Origin of the sequence: Streptomyces sp. NBC_00510 (assembly GCA_036013505.1) — a bacterium.
Lineage (GTDB): Bacteria > Actinomycetota > Actinomycetes > Streptomycetales > Streptomycetaceae > Actinacidiphila.
The window spans coordinates 9,691,106-9,709,009 of sequence record CP107851.1; the positions used below are offsets into that span (position 1 = coordinate 9,691,106).

20 protein-coding genes are annotated in these 17,904 nt (G+C 70.5%); 2 read left to right on the top strand and 18 right to left on the bottom strand.

From position 1 onward, the window contains the following. Positions 1-7: 7 nt before the first annotated feature. Positions 8-535, bottom strand: a complete 528-nt coding sequence (locus tag OG937_44275) for a DinB family protein (protein ID WUD78244.1) — start codon at positions 533-535, stop codon at positions 8-10. 107 nt (positions 536-642) lie between these two features. Further along, the gene (locus OG937_44280) at positions 643-1,185 is read right to left on the bottom strand and encodes a hypothetical protein (GenBank protein ID WUD78245.1); all 543 of its coding nucleotides are present in this window, start codon (positions 1,183-1,185) and stop codon (positions 643-645) included. Between the two features lie 184 nt (positions 1,186-1,369). Here OG937_44280 and OG937_44285 point away from each other — a divergent pair, with 184 nt between their 5' ends. Further along, positions 1,370-2,149, top strand: a complete 780-nt coding sequence (locus tag OG937_44285) for an SDR family oxidoreductase (protein WUD78246.1) — start codon at positions 1,370-1,372, stop codon at positions 2,147-2,149. 4 nt (positions 2,150-2,153) lie between these two features. On the opposite strand, the gene OG937_44290 is transcribed toward OG937_44285, so the two are convergent. Then, positions 2,154-2,630 carry a MarR family winged helix-turn-helix transcriptional regulator gene (locus OG937_44290; GenBank protein WUD78247.1) on the bottom strand — a complete coding sequence of 159 codons (477 nt, stop codon included), beginning with the start codon at positions 2,628-2,630 and terminating at the stop codon, positions 2,154-2,156. 287 nt (positions 2,631-2,917) lie between these two features. Here OG937_44290 and OG937_44295 point away from each other — a divergent pair, with 287 nt between their 5' ends. Then, positions 2,918-4,093: an alpha/beta hydrolase gene (locus OG937_44295; GenBank protein ID WUD78248.1), complete on the top strand. Its 1,176-nt coding sequence runs from the start codon at positions 2,918-2,920 to the stop codon at positions 4,091-4,093. 64 nt (positions 4,094-4,157) lie between these two features. Here the strand turns inward: OG937_44295 and OG937_44300 are convergent, their stop codons facing one another. From OG937_44300 to OG937_44370, 15 genes are all read right to left on the bottom strand, one after another. After that, a complete protein-coding gene (locus OG937_44300; protein ID WUD78249.1) occupies positions 4,158-4,781 on the bottom strand; it encodes an isochorismatase family protein in 624 nt (207 codons plus the stop codon). Between the two features lie 111 nt (positions 4,782-4,892). Continuing rightward, positions 4,893-5,675: a helix-turn-helix domain-containing protein gene (locus OG937_44305; GenBank protein ID WUD78250.1), complete on the bottom strand. Its 783-nt coding sequence runs from the start codon at positions 5,673-5,675 to the stop codon at positions 4,893-4,895. Between the two features lie 59 nt (positions 5,676-5,734). Then, on the bottom strand, positions 5,735-6,679 hold the full coding sequence (locus OG937_44310) for a DUF6282 family protein (GenBank protein ID WUD78251.1): 945 nt from the start codon (positions 6,677-6,679) through the stop codon (positions 5,735-5,737). 32 nt (positions 6,680-6,711) lie between these two features. Next, complete coding sequence (locus tag OG937_44315) at positions 6,712-7,710, bottom strand: cyclase family protein (GenBank protein ID WUD78252.1); 999 nt, start codon at positions 7,708-7,710, stop codon at positions 6,712-6,714. Next, positions 7,676-8,887, bottom strand: coding sequence for a hypothetical protein (locus OG937_44320; protein ID WUD78253.1), 1,212 nt, complete (start codon positions 8,885-8,887; stop codon positions 7,676-7,678). Before OG937_44320 ends, OG937_44315 begins: the two co-directional genes overlap by 35 nt. A gap of 21 nt (positions 8,888-8,908) precedes the next feature. Continuing rightward, complete coding sequence (locus OG937_44325; GenBank protein WUD78254.1) at positions 8,909-10,264, bottom strand: MFS transporter; 1,356 nt, start codon at positions 10,262-10,264, stop codon at positions 8,909-8,911. Positions 10,265-10,313: 49 nt separating this feature from the next. Then, complete coding sequence (locus tag OG937_44330; protein WUD78255.1) at positions 10,314-11,225, bottom strand: hypothetical protein; 912 nt, start codon at positions 11,223-11,225, stop codon at positions 10,314-10,316. Beyond that, positions 11,222-11,614 carry a Zn-ribbon domain-containing OB-fold protein gene (locus OG937_44335; GenBank protein WUD78256.1) on the bottom strand — a complete coding sequence of 131 codons (393 nt, stop codon included), beginning with the start codon at positions 11,612-11,614 and terminating at the stop codon, positions 11,222-11,224. The genes OG937_44330 and OG937_44335 overlap by 4 nt, the downstream gene beginning before the upstream one ends. Then, positions 11,611-12,765 (bottom strand): thiolase domain-containing protein, encoded by a 1,155-nt coding sequence (locus OG937_44340; GenBank protein ID WUD78257.1) that lies wholly within the window; start codon positions 12,763-12,765, stop codon positions 11,611-11,613. Before OG937_44340 ends, OG937_44335 begins: the two co-directional genes overlap by 4 nt. Further along, the gene (locus OG937_44345; protein ID WUD78258.1) at positions 12,762-13,424 is read right to left on the bottom strand and encodes a CoA-transferase subunit beta; all 663 of its coding nucleotides are present in this window, start codon (positions 13,422-13,424) and stop codon (positions 12,762-12,764) included. Before OG937_44345 ends, OG937_44340 begins: the two co-directional genes overlap by 4 nt. Beyond that, positions 13,421-14,152, bottom strand: coding sequence for a 3-oxoacid CoA-transferase subunit A (locus OG937_44350; GenBank protein ID WUD78259.1), 732 nt, complete (start codon positions 14,150-14,152; stop codon positions 13,421-13,423). Before OG937_44350 ends, OG937_44345 begins: the two co-directional genes overlap by 4 nt. Beyond that, on the bottom strand, positions 14,149-14,967 hold the full coding sequence (locus OG937_44355) for an aldolase/citrate lyase family protein (protein ID WUD78260.1): 819 nt from the start codon (positions 14,965-14,967) through the stop codon (positions 14,149-14,151). The genes OG937_44350 and OG937_44355 overlap by 4 nt, the downstream gene beginning before the upstream one ends. Before the next feature lie 383 nt (positions 14,968-15,350). Further along, the gene (locus tag OG937_44360; protein WUD78261.1) at positions 15,351-15,995 is read right to left on the bottom strand and encodes an RraA family protein; all 645 of its coding nucleotides are present in this window, start codon (positions 15,993-15,995) and stop codon (positions 15,351-15,353) included. 47 nt (positions 15,996-16,042) lie between these two features. Then, on the bottom strand, positions 16,043-16,519 hold the full coding sequence (locus OG937_44365; GenBank protein WUD78262.1) for a cupin domain-containing protein: 477 nt from the start codon (positions 16,517-16,519) through the stop codon (positions 16,043-16,045). A 232-nt stretch (positions 16,520-16,751) separates the two neighbouring features. Next, complete coding sequence (locus OG937_44370) at positions 16,752-17,345, bottom strand: malonic semialdehyde reductase (GenBank protein ID WUD79071.1); 594 nt, start codon at positions 17,343-17,345, stop codon at positions 16,752-16,754. Positions 17,346-17,904: the final 559 nt, after the last annotated feature.

Below are 17,904 nucleotides of genomic sequence, written 5' to 3' on the forward strand. Positions count from 1 at the left end.
GCTGCGGTCAGTCACGGGCGTAGGGGTCGCCGCCGAGCCAGGTCGTGCCGTCGATCAGTTCGCGGGCGGCGTCCAAGTGGCCGCTGTGACAGGCGACCTCGGTGAGCACGTGGATCAGGATGTGGCGCACGTCGGGCAGCCGCCAGTCGGGCCAGATCTCCTCGGGCCAGGCGGCAGGCGGCTGTTCGAGTGCCGTGGAGGCCAGGACGGCGTCCGCGCGCTCGACGGCCGCCCGGTAGTCGGCGAAGACTACCTCGGCACTCATCGTCCCGGGCACGGACCAGTGTGCCTGCGCCCCCGCCGTGAGCTGCCGGGCCACAGCCGGCTCGCCCGCGATGACGCCGGAGAACCAGAAGCGTTCGACGTCCAGGGTCAGATGGCGCACCAGGGCCAGGCAGCTCCAGCCGCTGGGCAGTACCGGCCGCCGCAGGTCGTCCTCCGAGAGGCCGGCGAGGATCCCGAGGACATGCTGCCGCTGCCGGTCCAGGGCGCCTTTGAGGGCGTCGAATTCGGCTTCCGCCGTCGTGCTCGTCATCCACGCGCCTCCGTCAGCCGCACACCGCACACCGCAATCCCGACTCCGGGCGGATGTTACGCCGGGGGTACGACAGCGCGAGCCGGGGACCTACGAGCGCCGCCTGGTCAGGTCAGCTCCTCGGGCACGGGGGCGCCGAGATGACGCAGGAGGTCTCCGACCTTGCGGTCCAGCTCGCGTCCCACGTCGGTGATCTCGGGCCGCCCGAGCGCGGCGACCGTGTCGCTGGGGCGGTCGATCGCGAACAGCACCTCCCCGGAGGGGGATTCGTGGATCGTGGTGCGCAGGGGGGCGTACATGAGGGCCCCGGCATCGTGCCGGTACATGCGCTCGGCGATGACGTGGTTGCCCATCAGGTACTCGGTGCAGCGGGCCTGGTCGCCGGCCACGCCGAACAGCGGCTGGGCGTCGAACTTCCAGTAGATCATGAACCCCAGTGGCGCGTTCTCGTCCGCCAGGTCGCGCACGGCGCTCCACGTCGCCCTTTCGGTGACCAGTTCGAAGGTGCGCTGGTAGTCGAGCGGGGGAACGGCCTGTTCGTAACGGGCGCGGAAGTCCTCGTAGTCCTCTCCGACCGGGATCTCCAGTCGTGTGACGGAGCGGGGGAGTGCGTGGGTCGCGGGGTGCGTCGTCGTGGCGTTGTCGGCCATGACCTGCTCCCTTCTGGCTTGCCCTACAACAGTCAGCCTAGGGCGGTGGAGCGGTTTCGGCAGGGTTGCCGCCGGGCGCGAAGCGGTTTAGCCTCAATGGTACAAATTGCGACAATCAAGACTTATTACTTTCTGTTTCGCGTGGGAGTTCCACCTTCCGGCCCGACCGGCCATGGGAGTGATCGTGTACGCACGTTTCGCAGAGAAGGTCATCCTGATCACCGGGGCCACCTCGGGCATGGGCTGGGCGACGGCGGAGCGCGTCGCGGGCGAGGGCGCGAAGCTCGTCCTCGCGGCACGCGGCCGGGAGGTCGGTGAGGCGCTGGCGGCCGACATCAAGGCCGCCGGAGGCGAGGCGACCTTCGTACCCACCGACGTGACCGTGGAGGCCGATGTGGAGGAGGCGGTCGGGCAGGCGCTGAGCCGGTACGGCAGGCTCGACGGCGCGTTCAACAACGCGGGCGCCCCCACCGCGGACGGCAGGGTCACCGAGGTCGACAGCGGGGCCTGGCACGCGGACCTGGAGCTGAACCTCACCAGCGTCTTCTACGCCCTGAAGTACGAGATACCCGCGCTCCAGGCGAGCGGCGGGGGCGCGATCCTGAACAACGCCTCCGTCTGCGGCGTCGCCGCCTACCCGCACATGGCCCCCTACAACGCGGCCAAGCATGGCGTCATAGGACTCACCCAGTCGGCTGCGCTGGACGCGGCCGCGGCCGGCGTCCGGGTCAACGCCCTGGTCACCGGCGGCGTCGACACGCCCTTGTCGCGGGCTCTTGCGCGGGCCGACCCGGACCTGGCACCGGAGGACTCCTGGCGCTCGGCCGAAGCGATGCACCCGCTCGGGCGGATGGCCCGGGCGGAGGAGATAGCCGCGTTCGCGGCGTTCCTGCTGAGCGACGAGACCGGGTTCATCACCGGAGCCGCGCTCGCGATAGACGGCGGGATGGCCGCCCGCCTGTAGACGGTCAGTCCCCGGCCGCCGGGCGCCGCCGCCGGGGTGTCGTGACCTCGTCGAACTGCTCGGTCTGGAGTGTGGTGATCCGCCGGAACGCGTCCTTGAAGCGTGCGTACTCCTGCTTGCCGATCTCCTCGGCGTGACGCTCCTCGATGGCGGCCACGATGGCGTCGGACTTGCGCATCTGGTCGCGTCCCAGGGCGGTGGGCACGATCAGTTTCGCGCGCCTGTCACTGGGGTCCGGGCGGCGCTCCACGTAGTCCAGGGCTTCGAGTTCGTCGATCAGATTGCCGATGACCTGTTTGTGGGCCCCGGACAGCCGGGACAGTTCCGTCGCCCGGCTGCCCTCTTCGTCGATGTATCCCAGCACCGCGCCGTGCTGGGGGCGCAGCTCGGGATGGCCCTGTTCGGCGAGCTTCTCGAAGAGTTCCTTCTGGACCGAGAAGAGCAGGCGTGCGGACATGATCCCGATGTCGGGATCCGTCACCTTCCGTTCACTGCGCCGCACGGCCGGCCACCCCTTTGCGTCTGGAGTCCCTCACTATGGTCGATCGTAGTGTGGCGGCCTCGCCGGGTGCCCGCTGTGCATCCGGGGCGCACCGCCCGTGTGTTCACCGCGGTGGATGACCACGCACATGACGCACGGCCCTCCTCCCTGCCTCCGCTCTCGCTTGCCGCCGTCCCCGCGGACACCTAAGGTTGAATAGTCAAGATCAGTGACTATCAAGTTTGCTCACTAATCGTGTTCCGTGCATCACCCGTCAGGAGCTGAGGATGTCTGTGATCGAGCTGACGACGTTCGTCGTCGCACCGGACAGGACGTCGGACATGCTGTCGGCGCGCTCCGGCATGCTGTCGGCGTTCCGCAAGGACCGCAGGGGCTTCATCGGCGCACGCCTGGTGCGCGTCGCCGACGACACCTGGCTGGACGTCGTCGAATGGGCGGACGCCCTGGCCTTCGACGAGTCACGCGCGAAGGGGGGCAACCTCCCCGAGATCGCCGCGTTCTTCGCCACGATCGACCGGCTCGTCAGCGCGGACAGCGGTGTGCGCTACGACGACGCGGCCGACGGCTCCCGAGCCGTGCGGACCGTCGCGTACGGACCCGAGCCGTCCCAGCTCGGGGAGCTGTACCTCCCCGAGGGCGACGGGCCCTTCCCCGTCGTGGTCCTGGTGCACGGCGGATGGTGGACGGCCATGTTCGACCGCCGGCAGGTCGTACCGCTGGCCGAGGACCTCGTGGCACACGGCTACGCCGTCTGGAACGTGGAGTACCGCAGGATCGGCGAACCCGGCGGCGGGTGGCCGGGGACGTTCGACGACATGGCGGCGGCCGTGGACGCCGTCGCCCACCTCGACCCGGCGGTCGACGCGAGCCGTGTTCTGGTGGTCGGACACTCGGCGGGCGGGCACCTGGCCACATGGGTCGCGCACCGCTCCGCCCTGCCGGACGGCGTTCCCGGCGCGCGTCCCAGGATCAAGCCCATCGCAGTGGTGTCGCTGGCCGGCGTGCTGGACCTGGTCCACGCCGACTCGGTGGCACTCGGCAACGGGATGACGGACTCCGATGCCGACGTCCCGCCCAACGCGCCGCCGCCGTCCCACACCGACGTGTGGCCGGCGGTGGCGGCCCAGGCAGGGGACGGCATCGTCCGCCTGCTGCTCGGCGGGAGCGTCGCGGAACACGCCGACCGGTACGCGGTCGCTTCCCCCGTCGAACTCGCCGACGGCGGGGTCCCGGTCCTGGTCATCCACGGCTCGGCCGACGAGGTGATCCCGCCGGCCTACGCGGAGACCTACGCGCAAGCGGCCACGGCCAAGGGAGCGGACGTCACGCTCGTCGTGTCACCCGGAGCGGACCACTTCGACGTGATCGACCCGGACGGGCACGCCTGGGGCGTGGCTCGTGCCTGGCTCGACGAGCGGCTGCGGCAGCAGACCGGCGAGTAGCCGAGCCGACATGCGTCATCCCGGTGCCGGGGCCGATGGCGGCACCGGGACAAGACGCGCGGCGCTACGTGCCGTACGCGGCGGAGATCTGGCCGACGAGCACGGCGAACGGCATGTCGAGGGCCGCGTACACCTCGGCGGCCTTGGCCGAGGCGTTGTCGCCGAGGATCTCGACCATCAGCGTGGCGTAGTCACTGACGATGACACCCGCCTGCTGGAGCCGGATGAGGCCGGCCTCCCGCTTGGCGCCGGAGAACGTCCCGGACGCGTCGAGCGCGACGTAGGTGTCGTAGCCCTCCGCGGCGGCCGCGATGGCGGGCAGCGTCGCGCACACCTCCAATGAGATGCCCGAGAAGATGAGTTTGCCGCGTCCGGTGGACGTGATGCGCTCACGCACCCGGTCGTCGTGCCAGGCGTTGACCGTGCTGCGGTCGATGACCTTGGTCCCGTCGGGCAGCACTTCGGCCAGTTCGCCGATCAGCGGACCCCACAGGCTGTCCGCGGAGGTGGTGGTGACGACGGTCGGGACCCCGAGCACCTGTGCCGCCTTCGCCAAGGCCACCACGTTGTGCTTGAGCTCCAGCAGACCGGTGTCCCGCACGCCGCTGTAGAGGCCCACCTGGTGGTCGACCAGGACGAGGGCGCTGTTGTCGGGGGTCAGGAACTCATGGAACTTGTTGTCCGGCATGGTGCACGCTCCTGCAGCCGGAGAGATGGACACACCTCGATAGTCAACATAAGTGACTATATTCGACGCTAACTCGCGCCCCGGCCGTGTGCAAGCGGCCGAGCGACAGGCTCAGACGCCCGGGTCGCCCAGTGCCGCGTCGCGGGTACCGGAGCCGCCCAGCTCCTCGGTGATGGCGGCGGCCGTCCGCAGGAGCGCCGACTCCATCTCCGTCGCGTGCTCCGGCAATGAGGAGGTGGTGCCCACCAAGGCCACCGTGGCGGCGACGTCGTGTTCGTCGAAGACGGCCGCGGCCAGTACCACGCCGTCGATCGAGGGCACCCGGATCCGGCTGAGGCCGCGGGACCGGCACGGCTCCAGCGTGCCCTCGAGCGTCGTCCGCGCCTCGTCCGGAATCCGGGCCAGGTACCTCTTCACCCTCTCCTCGTCCTTGGACAGCGCGACGAAGAGGCGGGTCTGCGCCGAGTCGGACCCCAGGGTCGAGCCGATCCGGACGGTGATCAGGATCGGGTGGGTGCCGGCCTCCGAGACGAGCGAGACCACGGGACCGGACGCGCCCCACAAGGACAGCACCACCGACCGGCCGGTCTCGACCGACAACGTGTCCATGTGACGAGGAGCGATGTCCAGCACCCGCCGCTGGCCCTGGGCGACGGCGCCGAGCTGCAGCAGCAGGCGCCCGGGCATGTACGCCGACGCGTCGTCCGGCGCGCGTTCGAGGATCTCGTCGAGGACCATCGAGGTGAAGTAGCGGTGCAGGGTGGTCCGGTTGAGGCCGATCTGCGCGGCGGCCTCGGCGACGGTGACCTTCGGCTTGTTGAGGGTGAACAGCCGCAGGATTTCCGCGACGCGGTGCACCGCCTGGATGTCGCCGGTACCGCCCCCGCTGGTCAAGCCCGCTCCTCACGTCGCTTGCACGTCGAGCGGACTCTACCGAGCGACCGGCTCGGGGTTCAAATGGACAGCAGTTGAGCGGCGTTTCCTCCCGTCATCGACCTGATGTCGTCGGGTGCCACGCCCTGGTCCAGCAGCACCCGGACCATCCTGCGGTACGCGGTGACCGGCAGCGGATTGCCCTTCTGCCCGAGGTCGGAGGAGAGGATCGTCCGGCCGGGACCGGCCGCCCGGTAGAACTCGGCGATCCGGCCGAACGGCTCGGCCTTCGGTTCCCGGCCGACCAGCATCGCCAGGCAGTGCTCCACGAAGGCGCCCTTGCGGCACCAGTCGCCGATGCTCGAGGACGAGGCGCCGAGGACGAAGTCGGGATGGCTGACCACGATCCGCGTCACGCCCGCCTCGAGCGCGCCCGGGATCAGCACGTCGATCTCGTCGGCCGGCAGGTGCCCGCAGTTGAGGATGGCGGACTCGGCCGCGATCACGTCGAGGATGTCGTGGGTGGCGGCGTTGAGCCTGCCGGACCCGTCGAGCACGCTGATCGGCTCGTTCTCCCGCAGCGGTACGCCCGCGACCGGGAAGCCGCTGTGGTGGTGCGCGTGGAACTCCAGGTGCGCCCGGGAGGCGATGGTCGGGAACCACACGACCTTGCCGCCCATGCGCAGGGCCAGTTCGACGGCGTAGGGGTTGAGCCCGCCGACCGTGTGGTTGAGCGCGACGCCCCCGTAGACCTTGACCGGGATGTCCTGCAGCCCGGCCTGTTCCAGCGCGAGGATGTCGGTCTGCATGCTGTGGTGGTGCGACTTGGCCACCAGGGCGCGGAATCCGAGGGAGGCGGCGTCGGTGGCCGCGTCGATGATGGACATCCGGCGGGGGAACGGACTGGGGCCGGGGTGGGTGTGCAGGTCGACGGCGCCGGTGAGCAACTCGTCCACCTCGGGGTCGGCCTGGAGCCGGTCGGCGTCCAGCGTCGGGTCCCACAGTTCGTTCACGGTCTGCGTCATGCGTTCGTCCTTGTCTTGTGTTCGGGGCAGGGCTACTTGACAGCCAGCGCGTTGGGCGGTGATCCGACCCCTCCCAGGAGGTTGAGCGGCTTGGCCGTCAGCAGGAACTCGTAGACCCCGTCCGCGGCGCAGTCCTCGGCCAGTTCGCCGAGCTGCCACAGCTCGCCGATGATCAGGCCGAGCAGCGCGATCAGCGGGCGGTGCATCATGCCGTTGTGGGAGGGGCCGCGCAGGGGCGGCGGTTCGTCCGGGTCCACCCAGCCGGAGCCCGGATCGACCGGGAACGACTCCAGCCCGCCGTTGTCCGACGCGGCGACGGAGATCCGGTGGTCCCACAGCCACGCGAGCATCTCCTCCGACTGGTGCAGGCCCGGGCTGCCGGTGCGCGCCGCGCGCTGCTCCGGTGTGGAGTTCAGCCAGTGCCCGGCCCATCCGGTGTGGAGCAGCAGGATGTCGCCCGGGCGGAACTCGACCCCGAAGTGCAGGGCCATGGCGTCGAGTTCGGACGGTGTGATGCCCCGCGGCGCGTCGGGCGCCAGCGGTTCACCGATGCTGTCGAACCAGCGCACGGCGTCGAGCAGGACGCCCCGGCCCACGATGCCCTTCTCGGCGAGGAGCTGGATGCCCAGCGAGGGAGTGCCCACGTCGATGTCGGACTCCTCGACGCCCCCGTAGAAGCCGTGCCGGGGGTGGCGGATGTGCCGCAGCCCGTCCACCTGGGAGGTGGACTGCAGGTAGAACGAGTCCAGCCAGTCGTCCCGGTGATGGGGGTTGTTGGCGAAGATGTGGTGCGCGGTCGGCGGCCGCGTGCCGGCCAGGCTGGGCACGAACGTGTTCAGCGGATAGTCCAGGTTGAACACCCGGCCGCGCCGGACGAGCGCCGCGCCGTCCAGGGCCGTCTGCGGGGTGAGGAAGTTCAGCGTGCCGAGCTGGTCGCCCGGGCCGAACACGTGCCACGACGACCCCGGCGGGGCGTCGGTGCGGCGCAGCAGCTCCTCATATCGCGGAACGGTCGGGGTGCCGGACTTCATCGGTTCTCCAGGGTCGGGGTCGGGGCGTGCGCATCCACGGCAGCAGGAACGGCACCGCCACCGCGTTGAGCACGAACAACGTGAGGTACGCGAGGACGTAGTCCTGCGTGGTCGAGTAGATCTGGCCGAGGACCAGCGGCCCGGCCGCGGAACCCAGACTGGTCCACGTCTGGAACTGGGCGAACTTCCGGGCGAAGTCGTCGATCCCGAACAGCTCCACGATCACCTGCGACCGGATCAGGATGGTGATGCCCAGGCTCTGCCCGATCAGCACGGCCCCGAGGAACAGGACCCACCCGTACGGCGCCACCCCGACCAGGGCGACCCCGACGGCCTGCGCGCAGAAGCTGGTCACCGTCCAGCGGTGCAGGCCCAGCCGCCGGATGCCGGCGCTGCCGATCCACCGCGAGGCGACGGCCGCCGCGGTCGCGACCGAGACCGCCATGCGCGCGCCGGTGAAGTCCCGGGACAGCCCGGTCGCCACGATGTACGAGGTCGCGCCCAGTTGCGAGGCGCTGACCAGACTGAACGCCACGACCAACGGCCAGTGCCGGAGCAGCCGCACCGGACTCGCCGGGACGACGGGCGCACGCACCGGCGAGGGCCGTGCCGTCGCCCAGGAGCCGAGCGCCAGCGCGCCGCAGCCGATCACCAGGAACCCCACCGCGATCGCCAGGAACGACCGGGTGAGGGCCGCCTGGGTGGTCAGCAGCAGTGCCAGCACCGGAGAGACCAGGATGCCGCCCGCCGAGGACCCGGAGGTCGCCAGTGCCATCCCGGCCGAGGGCCTGCCGTCGAAGACCCGCACCAGCACTATCGTCCCCACCACGACGAGTCCGCCGCTGAAGACGGCGCCCAGCGTCGAGAACGCGGCGATGACGACGATCCCGGTGGGACGGACGGCCATCGCCGTGATGGCCGCCGTCCCGCCCAGCACCGCGCCCAGCATCACCAGGTTCGGCCTGCGCTGTCCGAGCCGGGCGAACAACGGCCCGGTCAGGGCGCCCACCACGAAGAACCCGGTACTCGCCAGGGACAGCCCGGCCGCGCTCACCGTGCCCGAGCGGAGGAACGCCGCGATGTAGACCGGGATGCCGTACACCGCCACACCGCTGCCCGCGGTCTGCAGGACGAAGACGGCTACGGCGACGGGCGTGGATTTCCTGTCCGGGCGCATACCTGGCCTTCGTGGGGAGTGTCATGCCGTGGCGCCGGCTCGTTCGCCCACCGTGTTCAGGTCGACCCCGCGGGTCTCCGGCCCGGCCATGACGGCCGACAGGATGATCAGTCCGCCGAACGCGGAGAGGATTCCCGCGGTGTAGTGGAAGGGCACGAGATGGGCCAGCCACAGCTGGTAGTAGGAGAAGAACGCGGGGATGACGACCGCGGTGCTGTACGCGACTCCCCAGCCCGACGATCGGACCGCGGTGGCGAAGCGCTCGTTGATGTAGGCCGGCAGCACGCCCAGCGAGCCGACGATGAACACATTCGTCAGCGAGGCCAGGGCGGTCAGCCCGAGCCAGCCGTGCACGTTCCCGCTGCCCATCAGGGTGAGCGTGACCGGCGTCAGCAGGACCGTGGTCGTCGCGGCGATGTAGAGCGCCCGCTTGCGGCCGATCCGGTCGCTCAGCCAGCCGTAGAAGAGGTAGGTCGCCATGCCCGGCCACGCGTTGATCAGCTGGGTGTGCGCGAGGTCGGACGCGGTGTAGCCCTCGTTGGACAGCAGCAGCTGCGGCATGACGCTGCCGAGCATGTTCACCGCGAAGAAGACGCCGGTCATGATGAGGTAGGACTGCAGGAACGCCCGGCCGGACGAGCCCTTGAGCATGTCGCGCAACGGCGACTTGGACCGTGCCGTCTCCTTGTAGACGTCCGAGTCCTCGACCCGCCGGCGCAGGAACCAGGCGACCCCCCAGGACAGCAGGGCGCCGATGAAGAACGGGATCCGCCAGCCCCACTGGACGTACGGCGAGTGCAGCCCGGCGTTCGGCGCGAACAGCAGGACGATAGAGGTGAGCATGGCCACGAAGAACGGGCCGCCGCTGGCCGAGCACTGGATCAGCGCGCCGGTGAATCCCCGGCGCCCCTGGGGTGCGTACTCCAGGGCCATCGGCGTGGCGGCGGTGTACTCCCCGCCGAGGAAGATGCCTTCGATGAAACGCAGCCCGATCAGCAGCGTCGTGGCCAGCGTGGGGCCGACCACCTCGGCGCCCGGCAGCAGCGCGATGAGCAGGGAGATCGTGCCGAACCCGTAGATGGTGATCGACCCGACCTTGCGCCGGCCGATCCGGTCCGCGAAGTGACCGAACAGCAGGGCGCCGATCGGCCGGCCGATCAGGGTCGCGGCGAAGGTCATGCCGACGAACACCGAGAGCTGGCTGGGGGAGAGGTTCGACTGGAAGTAGACCATGGCGGGCAGCAGGGCCGTCGACGCCACGTAGATGGAGTAGGAGTCGACGGCGAAACCGGCCCAGGCGCTGGTGATCGCCCGCCGTCTGCGGGCCCGTAGGTCGGAGTCGGTCGATCTGGCCTTGACTTCGGTGGTGGAGGACATGGCAAGGGGTCCCTTCGGCGCTGAAGGCACGGTGTCTGGTGGGCCGGGGTCAGTTGACCGGGGCGGGGTACTCGTCGGCGTTGAGCACCCAGCCGGGCTGTGCGGAGAAGTCGTGGCGCGGGCCGGCGAAGATGTCGATCAGGTGGTTGACGCCGGACCCGATGGCCTGCGAGGTGTGCACGGTGGGCGGCGGGATGATGGCGACCGAGGGGCTGCCGACGCGGGCGTGGTCCTCCGGCCGCCAGGCCGTGGCGTCGGGGCCCCACGGCGTCTGGATGTGGTGGATGTAGGTGCCCGCGACGACCAGGCTGCACTGTTCGAAGTCGTCGTGGGTGTGCGGCGAGAGCCGGTGCGGATCACGGGGACCGTCGCCCGGCTTGAAGAACCCGACCATGAAGGCGCGGGTGCGGAAGAGCCGGCCGAAACGCTGCGGGTCCTCCGGCACGTCGGCCATCAGGTAGGTGCGCCAGCGGTAGCCGCCGACCGGCTCCGGCCACGGCTCCAGCGGCGCGACCCGCGGGTGCGGCTCGGCGTACCGGTCGGCGTTGGCCGCCCGTTTCGCCCACTCGACCTCGTCGGACTGGATCAGTTGCACGATCGGTCCGGTGCCCGTGCTGACGATCTCACTGGAACCGGGCGGGACGACGACCAGTGCCGGACCGTCGACCGCGTGCTCCTCGCCCGATCCGGAGCCGCGCAGCGAGCTGTTCCCGTCGATCAGCAGCACGACCTGTTCCGACGCCAGCTCGGCCGAGAAGATCGTGTCGCCGGGCTCGGGCTGGGTGTGGATCAGTACGAAGTTCTGGCCCCGGACGATCCACTGCCGGCTGCCCGCCTCGGTGACGGCGTCGGGGGCGGTGACGGAGAAGTCGAGGAACTCCGGTGCGGCGATCGCCTCGCCGGACCTCTGGGGTGTCCTCGCGGACAGTGCGGAGCGCGGATCGTCCTTGGTGTAGGTCACGGGTTCTCCTCGAGGTGCTCGAAACGCAGGTGCAGGCGTCCTTCCTGGTCGAGCCCCCGGCTGAGCCGCACGGGCGTGCCGACACGCAGCGAGTCCGGGTCGACGTCCAGGTGGGACAGGACACGAGGGCCTTCCGTCAGTTCGACGTAGGCGATGACGAAGGGACCCTTTCCGGCGTGGTCGCCCTGACCGCGGTGGTTGACGGTGTAGGAGTGGACGGTGCCGGTGCCGGACAACGCCTCCCAGGCGAGGCCGTCCGACATGCAGTGCGGGCAGCGGGCGCGCGGGTACCAGACGAGCGTGCCGCAGCCGGTGCAGCGGGGGAGTTCCAGCCGGCCCTCGGCCAGCCCTTCCTCCAGGCGGGAGAGGACCGGGTCGTGCGGGGTCATGCGTCCTCCGATCCGAGCAACAGGGTTGCCGCCGCGGTACGGAAGCCGAGATTGCCGCCGTGGCCCTGGACCAGTGCGATCCGGCAGTCCGGCACCTGGACCTCCGGTGCCGCCTCACCGCGCAACTGGCGGACGGCCTCGATGGTGCGGATCATGCCGCCGCGGGAATCCGGATGGTTGTTGCACAGGCCGCCGCCATCGGTGTTGAACGGCAGCCGGCCGTCGGCGCGCAGGGTGCCGTCGGTGACGAAGGCGCCCCCCTTGCCCTTCTCGCAGAAGCCGAGGTCCTCCAGGCTCATCAGCACGGTGATGGTGAAGGAGTCGTAGATCGAGACGTAGTCGACGTCCTGCGGCGTCAGCCGCGCCTCGCTGAACGCGCGTGGCCCGGACACCGCGGCGCCGGTGTGGGTGAGGTCGATCCGGCCGATCGCGCTGTGCTTCACCGTCTCGCCGTGTCCCAGGACCTTCACCGTGCGGCGGGGGAGCGTGCGGGCGACCTCCTCGGACACGACGACCAGTGCGCCGCCGCCGTCGGTGGTCACGCAGCAGTCCAGCCGGCGCAACGGGTCCGAGATCATCGGGGAGTTGACCACCTCCTCGATCGTGACCGGCTTGCGCAGCAGCGCATGCGGGTTGTGCTGCGCGTGGTGCGCGGCCGCCACCTTGATCTCCGCGAGCTGTTCGGAGGTGGTGCCGTATTCGTGCATGTGCCGGCGTGCCGCCAGGGCGTATCCGGCAGGCACGGTGATGCCGTACCCCGCCTCATAGGGGTGCTCGGGACCACGGGCACCGCCGGTGGTGCCGCCACCGCCCAGCGGGAGTCCGGCCATGGCGACCAGGGCCACATGGCACTTGCCGCTCGCCACGGCGGCTGCGGCGTGTCCGACGTGCATGGGGTAGGAGGCGCCGCCGGCCTCCGTGACGTCCACATAGGACAGGTCCGTCAGTCCGAGGTGGTCGGCCATCGCGATCGAGCCGAGCCCGGGGACCTCCGAACAGAAGAAGCCGTCGACGTCCGCCAGACCGAGCCCGGCGTCGCCGAGCGCGCCGTAGGCGACCTCCGCGATCACCTGTGGCACGGTCCGGTCGGGGATCTTGCGCAAGGGATGCTCGAAGGCACCGGCTATGCGTACGGACACCTGCCTGGTCATGCGGTTTGGCCCCCTCGCAGATCGACGGTGTGGGTCGCCTCGGTGGCTGCGGCGACGTGGTCCGGGGTGATGCCGGGGGCGCACTCGCGCAGCGTCAGGACGCCGTCGACGAACTCGAACACGGCCAGGTCGGTGTAGACGCGGTCGACCACGCCCGGTCCGGTGAGCGGGAAGCTGCACCGCTTGCGTAGCTTGGGTTCTCCGTGCTTGTCGAGATGGGTCATCATCACCCAGACGCGACGGGCGCCGGCCACCAGGTCCATCGCGCCGCCCACCCCGGGGCTGCCGCCGGGGACCAGCCAGTTCGCCAGGTCGCCGTTCTCACCGACCTGCAGCGCACCGAGAACGCACAGGTCCAACCGGCCGCCTCTGGCGATGGCGAAGGACAGCGACGAGTCGAAGGAGGCCGCACCCTCGAGCAGTGTGACGGGGTTCTTGCCCGCGTCGGTGACATCGGGGTCCGGCGTGCCCTGCGGCGCCGGGCCGACGCCCAGCAGTCCGTGCTCGCTGTGGTAGACGATCTCCCTTCCGGGCGTGGTCTGTTCCGGCAGGAGCAGCGGCGCACCGATGCCCACGTTCACGCACCAGCCGTCCACCAGGTCGTCGGCCACGCGGCGGGCCAGTTCCGCCCTGGTCAGGCCCTGCTGTGTGGTGGTCATCGCACCGGCTCCCCTGTGGTTTCCACGACGTGGTCCACGAAGGGACCCGGCAGGTGGATGTCGTCGGGCGGCAGGGATCCGCCGCGTTCGACGTGGTCGGCCTGCACGATCGTGGTGCGGGCGGCCATCGCGGCCAGCGGGTTGAAGTTGCGGGCACCGAGCCGGAACCGGAGGTTGCCGTACCGGTCCGCCACGTGCGCCTTCACCAGGGCGAAATCCGGGCGCAACGGCGCCTCGAGCACGTAGGTACGGCCGTCGATCACCCGGCTCTCCTTCTCCGTCAGCGTCTCCTGCGCCACGCCCCCTTCGCCGTAACGGACCACGAAACCGCCGTCGGCGAGCATCGTCCCGGCCGCGGTCGGGGTGTAGAACCCGCCGAGGCCCGAACCTCCGGCACGCAGCCGCTCGGCGAGGGTGCCCTGCGGCACGAGTTCGATCTCGACGTCGCCGGCGAAGTACCGCCGGAAGAAGTCGGGGTTGACCGGGAAGGAGCAGGAGAGCCTGCGGACCCGGTTCTCCTTGAGCAGCCTGCCGATCCCGCGCTCGCCGGGCAGTCCCCGGCCGCCGTTGTTGGCGATGACGTGCAACTCGCGCACATCGCGGTCGCAGAGCGCGTCGATCAGGTCGACGGGCACGCCGGTCTGGCCGAACCCTCCGATGGCGACGGACGCTCCGCTGCGGATGCGGGTCAGGGAGTCTGCGGCACTGGGCCGGATCTTGTCGATCATCGGACGGCCACCGGCAGGGCGTCCTGCGCCTGTGACAGCGTCCGCCGGGCGGCTCCGGAGATCATCCCGGTGTCGTTGCCGACCAGGATGAACCGGCAGCCCTGTTCGGCCCGCAAGCGGATCTGCTCCTCGCCCTGGGCCACGGTGCCGACCGGGACGCCCGCGCGGACCGCGGCCTTGATCGACCTGGTCACGGCGTCGTGCACGGCCGGCGAGCCGCCGGGCACCCCGAGGCTCAGCGAGAGGTCACCGGGCCCGATGAACACGGCGTCCACGCCGGGGACGGTGAGGATCGCCTCGATGTCCTCGACCGCCTCCCGCTCCTCGACCATCGCGATCCGTGCGACGTCCTCTTGACCCGCGCGCACGTACTCGGCCGCCCCGCCGCTGATGCTGCCCCACAATCCGGCCCGGGCTGCCAGTCCCATCCCCCGCGTACCGGCGGGGGGGAACAGGAACTGCTTCATCGTCGTCTCCGCCTGCGCGGCGTTGGAGACGTGGGGAACCAGGATCCCGGCCGCTCCCGCGTCGAGGTAGCGCTGGGCGTCGCCGTATCCGTGGTCGGTGATCCGGACCAGCGGCGCGACGTCCATCCGGGAGTAGAGCACCACCAGGGAGTACACGTCGCGGACCGAGAGCAGGGCGTGCTCCGTGTCGATCACGACGAAGTCGAACCCCGCCGTGCCGATGATCTCGGCGATCTCCAGTGAGGGGATCTTGACGAACGTGCCGACCACGGGCGGGCCGGCTGACTTCAACAGCTGCTGGAACATGATCACGATCTCCGTCGATGAGCGGTGCCAGAGCGAGTTCATATTGCGAACACCCTGTTCGCGATACGCAGCATGGCACCGATGGCCCGACCGGGCAAGGGAGAGGACGGGATCGAAAAATTGCCGGAACGACGGCCGCATCCGGGTCAGGCCACGGCCGTCCACGGGCCGAACGGCACGTCAAGTCCGCTCGCGCCGCAGGCGGCGAGCGGGACCCGGCCGTTGGCGGGAGCCGGCCCGGGCGTCGATGACAGCACGCAGGCAGAACCTCGTTCGCGGTGCGTGCCGGCGATGACGGCGGTCAGCCGTCGCGCCGGTCCGTTTGCGCGACCTGTCGCAGTCTGCGGTACCGAGGCGACCTGCCCGACGGTGCGACAGGCACGGGCGCCGGACGTGTGGCCTGCGGCCGCCGGGAACCTGCGCCGCTACCGGGGTGGGCGTTCGTCGAGGAGCCGGGCGACGGACTCGGCGTCCTCGGCTTCGACCTTGGCCGCCTCCTGGAACACCCGCTCCAAGCCGGCCTGAGGGATGACCACGGCTCCCGCCGCGTCGGCGAAGACGTAATCACCGGGAGTGATGCACACCCCCGCGACTTCGACGGCGACGCCGGCCGCGTACGGCATGACGACGTCGCCGCCCCAGCGCGTCGCCTCGCCCCGGCACCATGACGCGAAGCCGTGGTCGCGCAGTTGGGCGAAGTCCCGCAGCCTGCCGTCCGCCAGCACACCGGCGAGCTTGTGACGCTTGACCCGGGACAGTTTCGTACCGCCACCGTGCGAGATGTCCGGGTACCCGCCGCTGGACAGCACGAGGACCTTACCGGCCGGGTCGTCGCCGACCGCCTGGTCGAAGAGTTCACCGAAGCCGATCCCGGCCTGCGGCAGATCGTCGCGGTAGGGCAGGTACGCGATGGTGACGGCCGGTCCGAACAGCGTCCTGGAGGGATCAGGGCTGGACAGGGCGAGGATGTGCGCGCGATGGCTGTGGACCCGGCCCATCGCGTCCACCAGCGTGGCGCAGCCCAGCCGTGCCGCCCTGGCCGCGTAATCCGCGTCGTCATGGCTGCTCATGCTTCTCCTCCGAGCTTGCCGTGGCGGTGCCGACCGCAACCGATGCCTTAGCTCGACGGATCGTCGACCTTGATCGCATCCCCCGTGTTGCTGATGAAGACGACCAGCAACTGCGCGGGCTCCGTTCGGCTGGCGTTCTCCGACAGCACGTGGTGGGCGCCCGGCGGCTCGACCCAGTACTCACCCTTGCGGTAGGTGTGAACCGGCTCTCCGGCGAGCTGACTGCGCACCGTGCCCTTGAGCACGTAGGCGTAGACGAAGGCATCCCCGTGCCGATGCGGGGGCGTACTCCCATCGGGCGGGTAGTCGACGACCGCTGAGGTGAACGTCTTGCCCTTGACGTTCGGGAGTGCCTGCTCGAGCAGGACGGACAGCTTGTCGGTCGGCCGCATGGACGTTTCCGGAGCGACGACGGCAGCCGGCGCCTCGCCGTTGCCGACCTTCGCCGCGGGGGCGCATGCGGCGACAGCCGCCATGGTGAGGCCGAAAGCGAGAATGCCACGACGGAACGCCATCGGGGTCATGGCGGCTCTCCTATTCCTGTTCGAATTCTGCGATGTGCGGCGCGCAATACGAAGGGTTCCGGAATGCGAATCCACTGCGGCAGCCGACCCATCGAGGATCCTAAAGCGGAATCGGCCCCTCCGCCTGGTTTGCTGTCGACTGACGATCGGGCTGAATTCGGCCCGCGCGAAATGGCTCAAGCCCCCGGGATCGGCCCCGGGGGCTTGAGCACGCCCATCCTCGTGCCCGGCGTCAGACGGTGCTGACGACCTCGTCGTAGGCCAGTCGCGGGTTGCGCGCGAACCACGCGTCCGTGCCCGGGTTGCCGATGTTGACGACGGCGAGGACGGAGTGGTCGCCGTCGGGGAAGAACTCCTTGTTGATCGCGTCGGCGTCGAAGCCGGTCATCGGGCCGGCGGCGAGCCCGGCGGCGCGGACGCCGACGATGAAGTAGCCCACCTGCAGTGCGGCGTTCAGGGCGGCGGAGCGCTCGCGGACCGCGCGCTCGGCGAAGAACACGTCCTTGGCCTGCGGGAAGTGCGGGAAGACTGCGGGCAGTTCCTGATGGAACTCGTTGTCGGCGGCGAGCAGGGCGACCAGCGGCGCGGTCGCGGTCTTCTTCTTGTTGCCCTCGGCCAGGTGCTGCACCAGACGCGCGCGGGCGTCCTCGGAACGGACCAGGACCACCCGCAGCGGCTGCTGGTTCATGGAGGTCGGGCCGTACTTGACCAGGTCGTAGATGTCCTGGACCTGCTCGTCGGTGACCGGGGCGTCGGTGAAGGTGTTGGCGGTGCGGGCCTCACGGAAGAGCAGGTCCTGTGCGGCGGGGTCGAGTACGAGCGTCATGGCGGTTCCTCGGGTCGGTACGGTCGGTACGGTCGGTCCGGTTGACGGGGGTGAGAGGCGCCGTACGGTCCTGGCCCACCAGAACTGGGCGCCCGCGCCGAGCAGGTACACGCCGGTGGCGGTGGCCCCCACCAGGCCCCACAGCAGGGGGCCGGACAGGACGTGCGCCAGCAGAGAGCTGAGCACGGCGCCGAGGGCGACCGTGGGCAGGTGCAGTGCGGCCCAGACGGGGCCGGCCGGTGGTGCCGTGCGGGCCAGGGGACGCCCGGGGCCGCCGTGGGCGGCGGCCCCCACCGCGACGTAGGTGAGCGTGGCGCCGGTGAGCAGCGCCAGCACCTCCGCGCCGGACGGTGTGTCCCGTGCGGACGCGGTCACGGCGGTGGCCGTCCACAGGGCCAGGGTGTAGCCGTGGGGTGCCGCGCCGGCCGCCACGATGCCCTGGAGAGAGCCGCGGTATCCGCGCGCGGTCGTCATGGTCCCTCACTCCCGGAACTGAGTGGGGCGGCCACCGGACCGGAGGCCTGCCCCGCCACCAGCATCGGGAGGAGGGGCATGGGCG

Coding starts and splice junctions, on each gene's coding strand:
- OG937_44370 (WUD79071.1), bottom strand. CDS start 17,345: ATGACGCTCGTACTCGACCCCGCCGCACAGGACCTGCTCTTCCGTGAG.
- OG937_44360 (WUD78261.1), bottom strand. CDS start 15,995: ATGAGCAGCCATGACGACGCGGATTACGCGGCCAGGGCGGCACGGCTG.
- OG937_44310 (WUD78251.1), bottom strand. CDS start 6,679: ATGACGCAGACCGTGAACGAACTGTGGGACCCGACGCTGGACGCCGAC.
- OG937_44365 (WUD78262.1), bottom strand. CDS start 16,519: ATGACCCCGATGGCGTTCCGTCGTGGCATTCTCGCTTTCGGCCTCACC.
- OG937_44300 (WUD78249.1), bottom strand. CDS start 4,781: ATGCCGGACAACAAGTTCCATGAGTTCCTGACCCCCGACAACAGCGCC.
- OG937_44320 (WUD78253.1), bottom strand. CDS start 8,887: ATGCGCCCGGACAGGAAATCCACGCCCGTCGCCGTAGCCGTCTTCGTC.
- OG937_44275 (WUD78244.1), bottom strand. CDS start 535: ATGACGAGCACGACGGCGGAAGCCGAATTCGACGCCCTCAAAGGCGCC.
- OG937_44350 (WUD78259.1), bottom strand. CDS start 14,152: ATGATCGACAAGATCCGGCCCAGTGCCGCAGACTCCCTGACCCGCATC.
- OG937_44325 (WUD78254.1), bottom strand. CDS start 10,264: ATGTCCTCCACCACCGAAGTCAAGGCCAGATCGACCGACTCCGACCTA.
- OG937_44345 (WUD78258.1), bottom strand. CDS start 13,424: ATGACCACCACACAGCAGGGCCTGACCAGGGCGGAACTGGCCCGCCGC.
- OG937_44295 (WUD78248.1), top strand. CDS start 2,918: ATGTCTGTGATCGAGCTGACGACGTTCGTCGTCGCACCGGACAGGACG.
- OG937_44355 (WUD78260.1), bottom strand. CDS start 14,967: ATGAACTCGCTCTGGCACCGCTCATCGACGGAGATCGTGATCATGTTC.
- OG937_44335 (WUD78256.1), bottom strand. CDS start 11,614: ATGACCCCGCACGACCCGGTCCTCTCCCGCCTGGAGGAAGGGCTGGCC.
- OG937_44315 (WUD78252.1), bottom strand. CDS start 7,710: ATGAAGTCCGGCACCCCGACCGTTCCGCGATATGAGGAGCTGCTGCGC.
- OG937_44280 (WUD78245.1), bottom strand. CDS start 1,185: ATGGCCGACAACGCCACGACGACGCACCCCGCGACCCACGCACTCCCC.
- OG937_44340 (WUD78257.1), bottom strand. CDS start 12,765: ATGACCAGGCAGGTGTCCGTACGCATAGCCGGTGCCTTCGAGCATCCC.